Origin of the sequence: Niabella digestorum, from assembly GCF_036409055.1 — a bacterium.
Taxonomy (GTDB): domain Bacteria; phylum Bacteroidota; class Bacteroidia; order Chitinophagales; family Chitinophagaceae; genus Niabella; species Niabella composti.
Genome location: NZ_JAZGLY010000003.1, coordinates 208017 through 224028, shown reverse-complemented (window position 1 = coordinate 224028; position 16012 = coordinate 208017). Strand labels below are relative to the sequence as shown.

The following is a 16012-nucleotide window of genomic DNA, read 5'->3' as shown; positions in this document are numbered from 1 at the left end:
ATTTATATTACTATCTGCCGAAGGTTTTTAAAATAGTGGGAATGGCCAGAGAACCTTCGAATGTAGAAATCAATACTTTGTTCTTATCGTAAAATGCCAGATAGGGCAGACTTTTCATTTCATAATAAGGAGGGATAACATAGGCGATATCTCTACCTACGGTAATGCCGTGCTGTTCCAGTTTATATTTTTCAGCAAACTTTTTCATGGCATCAAATGGCATTGTAGTAGCCATTACAATTTGTATACCTTTAAACTTATCGATATTCTTAATAATTTCTTCAGTCTCATGTTTACAATGATCACAATCGGGGCTAAAGAATATCAAGAACAAAGGTTTATTCTTATCTAGCTTGGCTTTTAGATTCCATTTGGTAGTACTGTCCGGAAGCAATAAAACAGCCGGCGGAGGTGTTTTTTGCTTCAAATACATGGGTTGTGCTTGGGATGTCAATGATACAGCGAATAAAATAACTAGTAATAAGTATCTCATAGTGTATTACGATATGGTTCTCTAATATAGATGACGAACTTAGCCAAAAGGCTGCAAAGAAAAAAATTTCTTATATTTTACGAAATGTTCGTAGCTTAGTGTGAATATCGTAACTGTGTAATATGGAAAGACTAACACCACAGGAAGAACAGCTAATGCTTGCAGTATGGAAGGTGGGTGAGGGACATGTAAAGGCTTTTATGGATCATCTGGATAAGCCAGCTCCCTATACCACTGTGGCTTCCACTATAAAAAATCTGGAGAAAAAAGGTTATGTAAGTGGTAAGCTATTTGGCAACACTTATGTATATAAACCGGTAATTACGATAGGCGAGTACAAGAAAAAATTTATGGGCAATGTGGTAAAAAATTATTTCAGCAATTCTTATAAAGAACTTGTAAACTTCTTTGTGGACCAGAAAAAGGTATCAGCTCAAGAACTGAAAGATATCCTTAAGCTTATCGAAAGTGGTAAAAGGAAGTAAGGGCTGTTGATTCTTTTTGAGTTTTAATATTGTCGCTCCATGATTACTCGTTAGTAGGAGGGGCGGCTTCTACTACTTGCTTTTTGGGTGTAAGCGCAAAGAACAGACTAATGATGCACCATCCTATCCAGTAGAGATAAATACCCAGATGAAAGCGCTCTCCTAACCAGCGGTAGGTAAGGTTCGTACGAAAATCATGATATGTGAAATAGAGTCCTGCTAGGGATAATAGAAAAAGGCTCAGTAATATCAACTTACGTTTCCTCCCATCGAGCAATTTGTCAATGAGGTAGAGGAGGATACCTACAAGTATCATGCTTCCGAAGTAAATCAGCGCTGCTTGCCACCAGGTTTTTAAAAACGAAAATTGCTTATAGAAGAAACCGATACCCAATCGTCCCACAAAAGACATGCCTGCAGTAAGTTTTCCAGATAATACGGCAAGGAAAACAAGTACAAAAATCAGCAGTAGGTAATTACGTTTCATGGGGTGTCCTATACTGCTATTCTACCAATTGGTAAATATCTCTGTAATTGCGTCCCTGACCATCATAATCTAGTCCGTACCCTACCACAAATTTATTAGGAATCACAAATCCGGTATAATCAATCTGTACCGGATACTGTGTCATTTCGGCTTTATGAAGCAGCGTTACGATCTTCAAAGAGGCCGGATGCTGGTGCTCCAGTTGCGGTATAAAATGATGCAGTGTTTTCCCTGTATCAATAATATCTTCCAGTACTACTACGTGTTTGTTATGCAGATCAACGTCAAGGCCTATAGCGGTGGTTACCGTACCGGATGATTTTAGTCCTTTATATGATGCCAGTTTTATAAAACTGATTTCGCTTTTAATAGTAAGATGTTTAAAAAAATCAGAAGCAAACATAAAGGAGCCATTCAAAATGGCAATGAAAATAACCGTTTGTTCTGCATAATCGCGGTTGATATTTTCGGCGAGCTCCTTAATGCGTTGCTGAATCTGATTTTCAGTTATGTAGGGTTTAAACACCTTATCATGCACTTGTATTGTTTCCATAACTGAAAATAAGAATAAAAATTAATTAATTGCTATATCAGCATTATCCTGCAGCTTGAGTTTGGAGCCTACAGCGGGTTTGTCAAATTTGCTGAGTCGATTGTATTTTAATAGCGATTCCAGCCGAATACCTTCTTGTTGTGCTATATCGTATAATGTTTCTCCGGCTTTTACCTCATGATAAGCTTTTTCGCTAATCGTTCTTTTTAATTGCAAGTATACGAGTCTGTCTTTGGAAGAAACGCTAGTAATTTCATCAAAATCGTTCAGATCATATAAGCGCTCAAGCGGAATATTATATTTGTCGGCAATAGATTGTAGCGAAGTCCCCGCTTTTACAAAAACTACCTTAGTATTGTTGATGGTGAAGGGCTCCTGCGGGTAGCTTACTTCAGCTTCTTTAGCTGCGGTAGCAATTGTGGAGGGCGAGGTGCCATTCTTTGTTGCAAAATAGTTGCTCACCTCCTCATTCATCGCTAGTTGTCCTAGTCCCATTAATGTATACTCGTGCAGATTATATCTTTCAATAAGACTAATCAGCAGTTGCGGATATTTAGGGTTGGTAGCATAGCCGGCCTTTTTTAGTCCGTAAGCCCACCCTTTATAATCTGTAGGGTCTAACTGAAAGAGTGATGCATATCGTGAGCGGTTTTTTAAGAAATCGGAATGTGCCCTGTAGGACTTTTCGGCTGTTTCATATTTCATGAAACGTTCTTTGGGGCGGTCATCGTCATGCAACACATATGGGCCGTTGTAACCTTCCTTACATTTAATGCCGAAGTGATTGTTAGATTTTAACACTAGAGGGCTTTGTCCCGACATCGACTCCAGAATGCCCTGTGCCAGCTTGATAGACGCCGGTACGCCGGTACGCTGCATTTCTTCTACAGCAATACCGCAATAAGTTTTGATATATTCAACGGTAGCTTCATTGATCTGGGCTCTGGTAAAGAGCAATGTAAACAGCAGAATAACTGTAAAGCAATACCTTTTTATCATTACAAATTATCTTTTCCTAATTAAATAAAGCCCGTCGCGTACTGTTAGCACGACTTTTTCGATATCTGTCCTGTTGTTAATGTAATTATTAAATTCTTTTACGGCTTTTCCGCTTTTGCCCTTGGCATTTTCTTTTAACGCTTCGCCGTGGAAAAAAATATTATCGGCGAAGATAAAACCATTTTTTCGAACCTTAGGTAATACCAATTCGAAATAGTTGATATATCCCGTTTTATCGGCATCAATAAACACCATGTCCCAGGTTTCATCGAGTTGAGGAATGATGTCTGCTGCGAGACCTGTATGTAGTTTAATTTTATGGCCAATTGGCGATTGATCAAAAAAGTTTTGTGCAATGGCGGCCGTATGTTCCCTCGATTCTATAGTATGTAGGCATCCATCTTCGGTAAGACCTTCGGCGAGGCACAGCGCACTGTAGCCGGTAAAAGTGCCTATTTCCAATATCCTCTGGGGACGTATCATTAAGCTGAACATCTTTAGCAAGAGCCCCTGTACGTGACCGCTAAGCATGTGAGGCTCGGCATGATTTTTTTGTGTAAAATCATTTACTGCAGCCAGCAGAGGATCTTCTTTACTGCTATAGACTTCTGCAAATTGGTTTAATAATTCATAGTTTAGGTTATCGTTCATAAGCCTAAAACAACAAAAATCTTGTTAGTGTACACTATCTTGCTCTAATTCTTCTTTACTTACGGGTTTGGAGATTAAGTATAAACCAATATAGGTAAATAAAGCATTGATGATAATCAGCTCCAAACCTATTTTGAAGTTGCCGAAGATGGCAGCTTGATACTTGTCGATAAAAAAGCAAAGAATAGGTGCTATAAAGCATACATAAGGCACCAGTTTGTCTACCGGACGTCTGCGCGTAAGTATACCAAAGGCAAACAAGCCTAGTAAAGGTCCGTAAGTATAACCGGCCAGTTTCAGTATAATGCCAATCATACTATTATTATTGATCCAGTAGAAAATCATTACCAGAATCAGGAAGAACAATGCTACCATAAGATGCACCCTCTGACGGAATTTTTTCTTTTGTTCTTCGGTCATATCAGTGCGGCGTTTTAAACCTGCAATATCGATACAGAAAGACGAAGTAAGGGCAGTCATCGCTCCGTCGGCACTGGGGAATAGGGCCGATATCAGTGCTATCACAAAAATCACAGAAATTGCCGGTGGCATATGATGTACGGCTACTTCCGGGAAAATGGCATCACCCAGTACGTCTTTACCATCCAGCATAAAAGCTTTTTGCGCAACCCCATTATTCACCACTTCTGTAAAGACACCTCCCTCGTTGATTCCATATATATACAGCAGACCACCCATATACAGGAATAATCCGATTACAATGATCATAATCACGGAAAGCGACACCATGTTCTTTTGGGAATCTTTGAGGTTGGTTACCGAAATGCTTTTTTGCATCATTTCCTGATCAATTCCGGTCATGCTTAAAGTAATGAAAGCGCCGGCAAGTATTTGCTTTACGAAAAAGCCGGCAGAGTTGGCGTCGGTATTAAAAATTCGTGAAAGACCCTCCGAACGCATCGCATTCAGGCTTTCTCCTACACTCATATCCATATGATTGAGCAGGTAGATACTACATATAATCAAACCAGCCAGCATGCAAGTAGTTTGTAGCGTATCGGTCCATACAATGGTTTTTACACCGCCTTCGTAGGTGTATAAAATGATCATTACAAGTATGATCAAGGTAGAAACCCAAAAGGGAATGCCGAAACTGTCTAGAATTGTGAATTGTAAGATATTGACTACAAGATACAGACGGGCAGTGGCTCCCACGAGTCGTGAAATAATAAAAAACCACGCCCCTGTTTTATAGGATAGCATACCCATACGGGCTTTTAAATAGCCGTATATGGAAGTGAGTTTTAAGCGATAGTACAGAGGCAACAGCACAAATGCAATAAGCAAATAGCCGATAGTATACCCTAGTACAATTTGCATATATCCGAAGGCATCCTTGCCTACAGCTCCGGGTACACTTACAAAGGTTACACCACTCAAAGAAGTCCCAATCATACCGAAAGCCACCAGCATCCAGTTGCTGCTGCGGTTACCGATAAAGAAAGAGTCATTATTGCTGTTTTTGCTGGTCCTCCAGGCTACGAAAAGAAGTAATAAGAAATAAGCAATTACAATTGAGAATAGAAATCCGGCCGACATATGAGTTTCTTATTATCAAATAGGTGTTTTAGAAATTAATTTTTGAAGATAGGCAAAATTGCTGCTCTTTTGTAAATTTTTTCATCTTCTTTTAATATTTATTTTAGCCTGAAGCAAGAAGGAAAGGCTATTTTTACCGTTCCCCGGACAATATTTCAGTGTAGGAAAAGTCTAAAACTATGTCAGTAAAATCTTTAGCTGTTTTTTGCGGATCGCGAGATGGTAGGGAAACATTGTATACCGAAGAAGCCCGAAAATTAGGCCAGTGGATGGCATCAAAGAAAATTAGGTTGGTATATGGAGGTGGTAATGTAGGATTGATGGGTGCGATTGCCAATGCTGTTCTGGAAGGAGGGGGTGAGGTTTTTGGTGTTATTCCGAAAATTCTGGACGCCAGAGAACGATCACATCGACAGTTGACGCAGTTGCTGGTGGTAGATACCATGCACATTCGTAAAAAAAACATGTATGACTTATGCGATGCAGCGGTTATTCTGCCCGGAGGTTATGGTACACTGGACGAACTTTTTGAAATGATTACATGGAATAATCTGTCCATACACGATAAACAAATCTTTATTCTTAATCTCAACGGATTTTACGATCATCTTTTGGCTCACATTGATACCATGCTTGTGAACGGTTTTTTGTACGAAAATCCCATGAACAACATTTCAGTTGTGAGTAATGTGGAGGAACTGATAGCCTTGCCATCGCTGCGTAATGCCGGGATCAATATTGCATAATCATTGTGAGCGGCATTATTCGGCCATTTCTTTTATATTCGTAGGATGATGAAAAGTCGTATTCTGCTTGTCGTTTTCTTGTGTTTCGGTTTAGCAGTGTGGGCACAGCCTGAACCTGCTTTATCGGCTTCGCAGATTTTACATCGTATACAGAAGCTGAAAGTTTTGGGATCGGTGTTGTATATAGCCGCCCATCCTGATGATGAAAATACACGTTTGATTACCTATTTAGCTAATGACAAATTGTATCGCACCGCGTATTTATCACTTACACGAGGCGACGGTGGGCAAAATCTTATTGGAGATGAGCAGGGTATCGAGTTAGGACTGATTCGTACGCAGGAATTGCTTGCTGCACGTCGTATTGATGGCGGAGAGCAGTTTTTTACCAGGGCATTTGATTTCGGTTTTTCCAAAAATCCGGATGAAACCTTTGAAAAATGGAATAAGGAAAAGATCTTAAGTGATGTGGTATGGGTCATTCGCAATTACCGACCTGATGTAATTATTACACGCTTCCCTACTACAGGCGAAGGGGGCCATGGTCATCATACAGCCAGCGCAATATTGGCGGTGGAGGCATTTCGTGCCGCTGCTGATCCTAAAAGGTTCCCTGAGCAGTTAAAGTGGGTACAGCCTTGGCAGGCTAAACGTATACTGTGGAATACGTTTAGCTTTGGCAGCGTCAACACTACCGATCCCTCGCAGTTTAAGGTAAATGCAGGAGGGTATAACAGTTTGTTGGGAAAAAGTTATGGAGAGTTGGCGGCCGAAAGCCGTAGCCAACATAAATCTCAGGGTTTTGGTTCTGCCGCTGCGAGAGGCGACAGTTATGAATATTTTAAAGTGCTAGGTGGAGAAGCTCCTCAAAACGATGTGCTGGATGGCGTAAATACATCTTGGAACCGCATCGGTAAGGATGGAGCAGCTATAGAAAAACTTATTACCGATATTGAAAACAAATTTGATTATACAGCTCCTCAAAAATCAGTAGCAGCTTTGGTGCAATTGTATAAAGAGCTCGATAAGATTAAGAGCAGTAGTTACTGGGTACCACAAAAACTAAAAGAAGTACAACAGCTGATTATGTGGTGTAGTGGTTTGTTTATAGATGCTTGGACACATCAGCCTTATGCAGTACAAACCGGAAATGTGGATATTCAAGTGGCAGTAAATAATAGGACGGGGGTCCCAGCAAATCTGATAAATATTACGGTGGAAGATCAAAATCTGGCCCCCAACACGCAGTTGGATAAAAATAAGAATTATGTGTTCTCTAAGAGTATTATAGTACCCTTAACTAAAGCAATATCGCAGCCATATTGGCTAAGGGAGAAGAAAGAGGAATACACCTATACTGTAAAAGACCAATTGCTGATTGGAATACCGGACGTACACCCTGCTTATGTCGCACAGGTGCGTGTAAATATTTATGGAGAGGATTTTGTATTTGAAAAGCCTGTGCGCTACAAGTACACCGATCCTGTGAAAGGGGAAATATATCAACCTTTGCCGGTGGTACCACCAGCAACAATAACTACCTCGCCACATCTGCTCATCTTTAATGGGCAACAATCTACACAGACATTGAACGTTCAGTTGCATGCCAATACAAAGTTGGAGGGTAGGGTTACTACAGGTCTTCGTGGGGTTAAATACTCCGGACCTCAGCCAGCCGACATAGTACTTGAAAAAGGAAGTACGAAGAGCTATCATTTTACAATCTCCAATATTGACAATGCAAATAGGGCTTATGTTGTAAATCCCTATGTAGAGAAGAATAATGATAGAGATACTATTGCATATGCTCTTGCACTGCGCAGTATTCGCTATGATCATATCCCGGCCATTACATATTTTTATCCCGACCAGGCTGTAGCGCTTAGTATCGATCTTAAAACAGCAGGAAAGAAAATAGGGTACATTCCCGGTGCGGGCGATAAGTGTGCGCAAATACTGGAGCGTATGGGGTATGATGTGACAGTACTAGATCGTACGGCAGTATTGACAACCGATTTGAGAAAGTATGATGCCATCATAACCGGTGTACGTGCTTACAACACCAATGAGTGGATGAATGAAGTGTATGAAAAACTGATGACGTATATACATGAGGGGGGCAATCTAATTGTTCAATATAATACTAGTAATAATATAGGACCGCTAAGGGCTAAGATAGGTCCTTATGCATTTAATATTTCCCGCAATAGAATTACCGATGAACAGGCAAAAGTGAAGCTGCTTGATCCTTCGCACAAAGTGTTTAACTTTCCTAATAAAATTGTGGCTTCGGATTTTGATGGCTGGATTCAGGAACGCAGTATTTATCATGCTGACAGCTGGGATAGCAATTTGAAGCCGCTGCTTTCGATGGCCGATCCCGGAGAGCGACCACATGACGGCAGCCTGATTGTTGGAAAATATGGAAAAGGTTATTTCACATATACAGGTTTAGTATTTTTTCGTCAATTACCGGCCGGTGTTCCTGGTGCATTGCGGTTAATGGCAAACCTCATAGCATTAAATCAGGAGCAATAAATAAAGATTGGCTGCGTTTATATATTAGCGATTGCGATTAGCCGCAATAAACTAGACATAAAATGAGTAAAAATAGGAAGCCCACAGTGGATATAAAGAGGGGAGAGGCGGCTTTTTTAGCAGCCATTGTAATCGGATTATTGATAGGAACATTAATAAAACAGGTGCGTTTGGGACTACTGCTGGGATTAATTATCGGCTTAGGAATAGTATTTCTAAATAATTTCCGTGCAAAACGATAAAGCGAAATATGAGAATGATAATAAGCCGCCATTATTTAAATCATGGACGGCCTGGTATATGCTTGTAATAGTATTTCTGCTATTGCAAATTATTTTGTTTTATTATTTAACTCGGAAATTTGCATGAGGTCGCTCGATTGGGTCATACTGATAGCCACACTTTTGCTTATCATTTTGTATGGTTGGTACAAAAGTAAAACCAGTAAAAATCTGGAGGGCTATTTTTTGTCCGACCGAAGCATGCCGTGGTACATTATTCTATTAAGTATAATGGGGACACAGGCAAGTGCTGTTACTTTTTTGGCAGCACCCGGACAGGCTTATACCGACGGAATGCGTTTTGTACAATATTATTTTGGACTTCCATTAGCGGCAATAGTGATATGTGTCTCTTTTGTACCTGCTTTTAGCAAATTGAGAGTTTTTACGGCTTATGAGTACCTAGAAAATCGGTTTGATGGTAAAACACGGGTCTTTGCTTCTGTTCTGTTTTTACTACAACGAGGCTTGTCCACGGGTATCAGCATTTTCGCACCTTCTCTTATATTGTCGGTATTGTTTGAATGGAACATTTATATAACCAATCTGCTCATTGGAGGAGTGCTGATTGTATACACTTTATCGGGAGGAGCAAAGGCAGTTGCATATACTCAGCAATTGCAGTTTTTTATTATCACCGGAGCATTGGTACTTACAGGTTATTTGATAATACAAAAAATGCCGGAGGGCATAGGTTTAACACAGGCTTTGGAGGTAGGGGGTAGATTGGGAAAATTTAATGTTATAACATCAGGTTTTAATGACGGAAAATTCAATTGGGGCGATAGGTATAATATACTAAGTGGCATTATCGGAGGGTTTTTTCTTGCGCTTTCATATTTTGGAACAGATCAGTCGCAGGTAGGACGTTATCTTACCGCCAAAAATATCCGGCAAAGCAGAATGGGCCTGTTGATGAACGGAATCGTAAAAGTTCCCATGCAGTTTGGCATTCTATTGTTAGGAGTATTGGTATTTGCATTTTATCAATTTCACCAAGTACCTGCTTTTTTTAATGAGTATGAATTATCACGGCTAGAGAATTCACGACACGCTGAAACTTTACAACAATTGCAACAACGACTGGAGGCGGTCAATGCACAGAAAAGTGTATTGCTAAGCGATTATGCTCAAAATGCTTCGGATGATAAGCTTAACGCTTTAAAACCCTTGCAGGATAGTATACATATAATCCGTTCCGAAGTGAAATCGCTCATTAAGGACAATGGCGGTAGTGATAATGATACCAACTATATATTTCTGAGATTTGTGGTAGATTATATGCCCCAAGGTCTTGTAGGCCTCATTATCGCTATTATCTTTTTGGCAAGTTGGGGAAGTATTGCTGCAGCTATTAATTCACTGGCATCAAGCACAGTGATTGATATTCATAAGAAGTGCCGGAAAAATATGTCGGATCGGGAGGATTATAATCATTCCCGCTTGTATACACTTGCCTGGAGTCTATTCTGCGTGGGAGTAGCGATGTTTGTTTCGAGTTGGAGCAGTAGTCTTATTGAGGTGGTGAATATTTTAGGTTCTTTGTTTTACGGAACAATATTAGGTGTATTTCTAGTAGCGTTCTATGCAAAAAAAGTGGGAGGAAACGCCGTGTTCATCGCTGCTGTAGTTACTGAGTTAGTTATTATCCTACTTTTTGTACTTAACGAATATGGCAAAATTAGTTTAGGGTTTTTATGGCTAAACATGATTGGAGCCCTGATGGTTTATGTCTTGTCGGTGATGATACAAGTTTTGTTCTTCAATCAGAAGAAACAGTTAGTATCGTAGTAGTTTTTTAAATGGAATATCTAGTACATCAAACTGTATGTCACTTTTGTAAGTATAATGCCACCATTCGGTTGACAAAGGAGTGAAGCCGTATTTTATCATCGTGCTTTTTAGTAACTCCCGATTTTTGAGTACTTGTGTGGGTAGGTGTTGAAAATCGTGATGAGCCGAATCGGTAAAGTTATCGAAGCCGGTTCCCATATCCAGCTCTTTGCCTGTTTTTAAATCAATAATGGTTACATCCACTGCTGTTCCTCTATTATGATTGCTTCCTTTTGATGGATGGGCTACATAACGCTCGTCCTTTACAAGCTCCCAGAATTTTTGGGTCACCGCATAGGGACGATAGGCATCGAAAATCTTTAGTCCCAAATCTTTGTTTTGAAGCTCTCGCTGCACTTTTAATAAAGCCTCGGCGGCAGGTTGTCTTAAAAAAGTGACCCTAGTGTTGGATGGATACATGCGACGATGCATAAAATTATTTGCTGTGGCGTACCTTAAGTCGTATACAAGATGCGGTATGAGACTTTTGAGTTCCACCATCCTCAACTCAGGGTGCGTGCTGATTTTGGTTTTATACGTTTTCTTCGAGCGTTCTATATATACCTCCGCTTGCTGCGCATTGCTCTTGGGATGAGCGAGAACGAAGAAGAGCAGCAGGCAGAAAGTGATTCTGATTGCAGACATATCATTCTGTTGTTTGTCCGTCAAACTCCGCTTCGTTCTCTTCAGCTTCTTTTTTAGTTTGGCGGATGATTCCGTCTTTATGATGTGGTGGTGCGTAAATGGTATACATTTTAAGAGGGATATTTCCGGTATTTATCACATTATGCTTAGCACCTGATGGGATAATGATGACGTCCCCGTCAGCAACCTGATATTCATTACCGTCAATAATACACTTGCCTGCTCCTTGCTCAAAGCGAAAGAACTGGTCATTTTCAGTGTGTATTTCTTCACCAATAGCTTCTCCCGGCAGCAGGCTCATTGCTACCAGTTGCATATGGCCTGAGGTGTACAACACCTTCCTAAAAGCATTGTTTTCTAAGGTTAATTTTTCAATGTTGGTATAGTATCCTTTCATAGGATTGCTTTTACAAATCTTCTTCGCGCTCCAGCATCAATATAGCACTTTGTGGTACGATAAAATATTTTTCGCCTTCGTACATCACTTCCGTAGCTCCACTCAAAAGAAATATGGCGAGGTCGCCTTCTTTAGCTTGTAGGGGTACGTATCTAACCTGTTCCTCTTCAGCTTTCCAAGGCTCGTCCTCTACAGGTACAGGTATGGCATACCCCGGGCCAGTTTTGATTACATATCCCTGTTGTACTTTTTCTTTTTCCTGAACACCCGGCGGAAGATACAAGCCGCTGGATGTGCGCTCATCAGGTTTTAAAGGTTTAATCAAAATTCGATCTCCAATTACAATAAGCTTCTTAAACCTGTTTTCTGCTGTTATACGCATATTACAACTTTTTGGGCGTAAATATAAATAGCAGGTTGTTAAAGTTCAATAGTTTTTTTATGGGACAGGCTATCCAATGAGCGAAGCATTATATTGTATGCGTCTGCTTTCTTATGAATACTATCTAGAGGCTGTGATTTTTTTTGGATATTTTTTACTTCAATATATTTTTCAAATTGCACCATATTGTCGATAACAATGTCTTTGTACTGTGTATAAAGACTATCCATTATTATTATCTGTGCTACATTGGAAAGTTGTTCGTTAACGGCTTCCCAATCGATGTTATGATAATTCTGACGCAATAATGTAGCTTGTTTTTCCCAATCAGCCGATGCTTCTAGTTTTTCAATAAATATTCTTTTTGCAGACCGTTTTTCTTCCTCAGTAATGCTTTCGGCTAAAGCACTTTCCAATATTTTCCAATTGTATTCGGAAATCAGCTTTTTGGTAAGGGCAATCGCATCTTGAACTTGGCTTTCTTCTGCTTCAGATAACAGCGGGACGACTTCAATGGGCTTACTAACATAGGTGGTAATTATAACTGGTTCGTCTTCTGTTATCACGTCTACAGGTATCACTTCAATTACTGTAGCTGCACTTTCATTAACAGGTGATTTTTGTTTTATGCTTTTGGTTTTCTTTTCGCGCGAGGATGGATGCATTGGCTGCGGTGAAACCATTACCTCAGGTGTATAATGAGATAGCGTAGATGTAGAAGCGACCTGATAAGCAACCGGTGTCGCTACATCTGTAGAGGAGAGTAGCAACAAAGGAGTGGTAGGGTTGGGTTTTTGAATGGCGGCAAATCCTAACGCTGCAAGCACCATCACTACAGAGCATAAAATCTGCTTAAAAGCCACCGTGCTTCTTTGCGTACTTCCCAGAATCCACTCTATACGCTCACGCAAAGGAGTCTTTTTTGAAGAAATATGTACAGCCAAAGTAGCCGGAGCAATGGTATGAGCTCGAGCCATTTCCAGAAGTGTGTTGGCGTACATGTAACTGTTATACTCAAAACGAGTTACCCATTTGTCTGCCGATTTTTCACGTTCGTTGCATTGGAGGCGAGCCAACATTCTGGCAAAAGGGTTGAAGTATAACAGTGTAAGGATAATTTGTGTGATGAGATTCTGTAAATAATCGTTTCTTTTAATATGTGCCAGTTCGTGTAGGATGATTGCTTCTACCTGTTCTACACTGAGTTGATTGATAATCGCTACCGGTAAAAGAATTACCGGTTTAAAGAAACCCGCAGTTAAAGGAGTATTGATTAAAGCAGAGGTAAAGATGCTTACCTTTCTTTTAATTCCGAAATATTGAATTGCATTCAGTAAGAATATTTTATAATGTCCCGGTACTCTTCCAAGGTTTTGTCTTCGTAAGTGATAAACGCTCCGCACTCCAATAGTGAATTTGATAAAAGGAATCACCAGTAGCCCCAAATATACCCAGGCCAGTATATGGGTGAATTGATATATGTAAGCTACATGATTCCAGCGGAGTAATGCAGTACTTATGTCGGGTCTATATAAATGAATGATAAAGGTGGTCACAAAAGCAATAAAACCTACTACTAGAGCGATAAAGCTTATTGTGCTTAATGCAGAAGGAGACAGGTTCTTATGTATATGTGAGAATAATATCACGGCAAGCCAAATCAAGCCCATTTGCCAGATGCTGCAGAGCACGGCATATCCCAAAGCGGAGAGAACGAATTGCAAGCTTTCGCTCATAAATTTATTGATTTTGTTTTCTTTTCAGGTCGTTAATCATCGCCTGTATTTGGTCCAGCTCTTGCTCCGACACTTTTTGACTCCCTAGTGCCTGTAACACTAATTGAGACGGAGAACCGCCGAAAAGGTTGCTTATAAACTTATTCAATAAAAATTTTTGTGTATGTTCTTTGTTATAGGCTGCTTTATAAATGTGTGTGCGTGAGGAATCGTCTCTTAGTACTAAACCTTTTTCATGCATGATTTGCATGAGTTTAAGGGTAGTTGTGTAGCCTACTTCTTTGGTTTGAGTAAGGACTTCATGTACTTCTCTCACGGTAGCTTGCCCCTTCTGCCATAATACTTGTAAAATTTCCAGCTCGCTTTCAGTGGGTTTTATAGATTTTACGTCTGCCATAGGCTTGTATTTTTTGCAATTTACGATTTGTTTCGTATACTTAAAGAGTTTTTTTTACGTAATCGATTTTTTAACAATTATTTATTCCAATTAGAAATTAGTCTCTCAGGATATCGATAAGTTCATTGATTTCATTAATCATATGAACCTGATGGGTATCGGTGGTATAGCATTGTGTTAGGTCTTGCAATAGCTTCTCAATAACTTGTTTGTTATTTTGAGGGTGAAAGTATTGAGGTTTAATAGGTTGTGCGATGGTAGCAAAATAATTGTACACATCGTTATGGGTAAATACCTGACCATTGGAGGGGTCTATGAAAAAGTCGATGTTCAGATGTAATTTCTCAAAGTCTTTTTCATTTTCAGATTTGAAATAAGCCAAAATAAACTGCTGGGGTATAGGTATAAGTTTGATAGGAATATCCAGTAGTTCGGTCAATAATAGATATAATACGCCGTTACCGCTCTGATTTCCTTTTTTGGATTCGATGATTTTAGAAATCAGGAACTCGTTGGGCTGGGTTGGGGTTTCAAAGGAGGATTTTAATCCAAAGTAATTATAAAGAATGCTATTGATTACATGAACCTGCTCCAAAGGAGTTAGGTAATGGTTCAGTTCTATCCATATATTGCGTCGGAGTCGGTCGATGTCTTGTATTACTTTGCCCGTGTGTAATTCTGGGTAAAGCAGTTTAGCTACCAACAAGGCTCCAGGCAGTAATTCCTGATGAGGCGACTCGGCCCATTGTCGAAAATCGTTTTTGAGGTTATGAAAATGAAGACGGTGAATAAGCAGTTCGATACGTTCTTGGACCTGATTGTCTACAGTGTGTTCCCATAGATCTTCCAAACGTGGTATCATAGGAGTACCGTAAGCAATGATTCTATTGCTTACGGCCTCAAATACTTCGGTATCAGGGTCTTCTATTAAGGTGAGCAATGCCGTAACTTCTTTCTCATTAACCATCAAGACAAATATAGCAATAGTTAATGGTAGAAAATCGGATGTAGGCTCAACGTGAATAACTTAACAGAAGTTCCTACCCGAAGTACTCTTTTATCCCATATTGTGGAAAACTTTCTGCACGTCTTCATCCTGTTCCAGACGTTCGATAAGTTTGCTTACTTCTTCTGCCTGCTCGTCTGTTACAGGAACGGTTGTAGTAGGAATCCACTCCACTTCGGCACTGATAGGAGTGATATTTCTTTCTTCGAGTGCTTTTTGCATATTACCGAAATCGGTAAATCCGGTACGAATTACGACGATAGGGTTGCCATCGTCATCAGAGCTGTCTCCTAATTCTTCCAGTCCGTAATCAATGAGTTCCAGTTCCAGTTCTTCAATATTGAGTCCGTCTGGTTTCAGCCTGAATACGCCCATTTTATTGAACTGGAAGGATACGCTACCACTAGTTCCCATAGAGCCCCCACCTTTATTAAAATGGGCTTTTACGTTCGCAACGGTACGAACATGGTTATCAGTAGCAGTAACAACTAATATTGCTACACCGTGAGGACCATAACCTTCATATAGAATTTCTTCATAGTTATCCATTTCCTTGCCCTGAGCACGCTTAATGGCGGCCTCGATTCTGTCCTTGGGCATGTTCACGCTTTTCGCGTTCTGGATACATCTGCGCAAAGCTGCATTAGTGGCGGGGTCAGGTCCTCCCGCTTTTACGGCAATGGCAATATCTTTTCCGATTCGGGTAAATTGTTTTGCCATGCGATCGTAGCGGGCAAACATGGTAGCTTTACGTACTTCAAATATCCTTCCCATATATTTTTCTTGATCTGTTTTTTGAATGCGCAAATTTAAGATTTCTTTT

General features: G+C 40.1%; 18 protein-coding genes. 5 read left to right on the top strand and 13 right to left on the bottom strand.

Annotated elements, in window-relative coordinates:
- Positions 1 to 10: 10 nt before the first annotated feature.
- Positions 11 to 493, bottom strand: a complete 483-nt coding sequence (locus V2H41_RS06435; protein ID WP_330974314.1) for a TlpA family protein disulfide reductase — start codon at positions 491 to 493, stop codon at positions 11 to 13.
- Positions 494 to 615: 122 nt separating this feature from the next.
- On the opposite strand from V2H41_RS06435, the gene V2H41_RS06430 reads away from it, so the two are divergent.
- Entirely contained in the window at positions 616 to 978 is a 363-nt protein-coding gene (locus V2H41_RS06430; RefSeq protein ID WP_330974313.1) for a BlaI/MecI/CopY family transcriptional regulator, read from the top strand.
- Between the two features lie 43 nt (positions 979 to 1021).
- On the opposite strand, the gene V2H41_RS06425 is transcribed toward V2H41_RS06430, so the two are convergent.
- From V2H41_RS06425 to V2H41_RS06405, 5 genes are read right to left on the bottom strand one after another with little or no spacing between them, the layout of a single operon-like run.
- Positions 1022 to 1465, bottom strand: a complete 444-nt coding sequence (locus V2H41_RS06425; RefSeq protein ID WP_330974312.1) for a cytochrome d ubiquinol oxidase subunit II — start codon at positions 1463 to 1465, stop codon at positions 1022 to 1024.
- 16 nt (positions 1466 to 1481) lie between these two features.
- Entirely contained in the window at positions 1482 to 2018 is a 537-nt protein-coding gene (gene hpt, locus V2H41_RS06420) for a hypoxanthine phosphoribosyltransferase (RefSeq protein ID WP_330974311.1), read from the bottom strand.
- A gap of 21 nt (positions 2019 to 2039) precedes the next feature.
- Positions 2040 to 3017, bottom strand: coding sequence for a glucosaminidase domain-containing protein (locus V2H41_RS06415; RefSeq protein ID WP_330974310.1), 978 nt, complete (start codon positions 3015 to 3017; stop codon positions 2040 to 2042).
- A gap of 6 nt (positions 3018 to 3023) precedes the next feature.
- Positions 3024 to 3668 (bottom strand): O-methyltransferase, encoded by a 645-nt coding sequence (locus V2H41_RS06410; RefSeq protein ID WP_330974309.1) that lies wholly within the window; start codon positions 3666 to 3668, stop codon positions 3024 to 3026.
- Between the two features lie 24 nt (positions 3669 to 3692).
- Positions 3693 to 5228, bottom strand: a complete 1536-nt coding sequence (locus V2H41_RS06405; RefSeq protein WP_330974308.1) for a sodium:solute symporter — start codon at positions 5226 to 5228, stop codon at positions 3693 to 3695.
- 179 nt (positions 5229 to 5407) lie between these two features.
- On the opposite strand from V2H41_RS06405, the gene V2H41_RS06400 reads away from it, so the two are divergent.
- The 4 genes from V2H41_RS06400 (at position 5408) to V2H41_RS06385 (ending at position 10584) form a co-directional block, all read left to right on the top strand.
- Positions 5408 to 5974 (top strand): LOG family protein, encoded by a 567-nt coding sequence (locus V2H41_RS06400; RefSeq protein WP_330974307.1) that lies wholly within the window; start codon positions 5408 to 5410, stop codon positions 5972 to 5974.
- Between the two features lie 45 nt (positions 5975 to 6019).
- Positions 6020 to 8512 (top strand): PIG-L family deacetylase, encoded by a 2493-nt coding sequence (locus V2H41_RS06395; RefSeq protein ID WP_330974306.1) that lies wholly within the window; start codon positions 6020 to 6022, stop codon positions 8510 to 8512.
- A 62-nt stretch (positions 8513 to 8574) separates the two neighbouring features.
- Complete coding sequence (locus tag V2H41_RS06390) at positions 8575 to 8754, top strand: hypothetical protein (protein ID WP_330974305.1); 180 nt, start codon at positions 8575 to 8577, stop codon at positions 8752 to 8754.
- Between the two features lie 123 nt (positions 8755 to 8877).
- Entirely contained in the window at positions 8878 to 10584 is a 1707-nt protein-coding gene (locus V2H41_RS06385; protein ID WP_330974304.1) for a sodium:solute symporter family protein, read from the top strand.
- Here the strand turns inward: V2H41_RS06385 and V2H41_RS06380 are convergent.
- From V2H41_RS06380 to V2H41_RS06350, 7 genes are all read right to left on the bottom strand, one after another.
- Complete coding sequence (locus V2H41_RS06380) at positions 10573 to 11271, bottom strand: M15 family metallopeptidase (protein WP_330974303.1); 699 nt, start codon at positions 11269 to 11271, stop codon at positions 10573 to 10575. The genes V2H41_RS06385 and V2H41_RS06380 overlap by 12 nt on opposite strands.
- Position 11272: 1 nt before the next feature.
- On the bottom strand, positions 11273 to 11668 hold the full coding sequence (locus V2H41_RS06375) for a cupin domain-containing protein (RefSeq protein ID WP_330974302.1): 396 nt from the start codon (positions 11666 to 11668) through the stop codon (positions 11273 to 11275).
- A gap of 10 nt (positions 11669 to 11678) precedes the next feature.
- On the bottom strand, positions 11679 to 12050 hold the full coding sequence (locus tag V2H41_RS06370) for a co-chaperone GroES (protein ID WP_330974301.1): 372 nt from the start codon (positions 12048 to 12050) through the stop codon (positions 11679 to 11681).
- Positions 12051 to 12088: 38 nt separating this feature from the next.
- Positions 12089 to 13786 carry a M56 family metallopeptidase gene (locus tag V2H41_RS06365; RefSeq protein WP_330974300.1) on the bottom strand — a complete coding sequence of 566 codons (1698 nt, stop codon included), beginning with the start codon at positions 13784 to 13786 and terminating at the stop codon, positions 12089 to 12091.
- Positions 13787 to 13790: 4 nt separating this feature from the next.
- On the bottom strand, positions 13791 to 14183 hold the full coding sequence (locus V2H41_RS06360; protein WP_330974299.1) for a BlaI/MecI/CopY family transcriptional regulator: 393 nt from the start codon (positions 14181 to 14183) through the stop codon (positions 13791 to 13793).
- A 97-nt stretch (positions 14184 to 14280) separates the two neighbouring features.
- Positions 14281 to 15150, bottom strand: a complete 870-nt coding sequence (locus V2H41_RS06355) for a transglutaminase family protein (RefSeq protein ID WP_330974298.1) — start codon at positions 15148 to 15150, stop codon at positions 14281 to 14283.
- A gap of 90 nt (positions 15151 to 15240) precedes the next feature.
- Positions 15241 to 15963 carry a YebC/PmpR family DNA-binding transcriptional regulator gene (locus V2H41_RS06350; protein WP_330974297.1) on the bottom strand — a complete coding sequence of 241 codons (723 nt, stop codon included), beginning with the start codon at positions 15961 to 15963 and terminating at the stop codon, positions 15241 to 15243.
- Positions 15964 to 16012 lie beyond the last annotated feature (49 nt).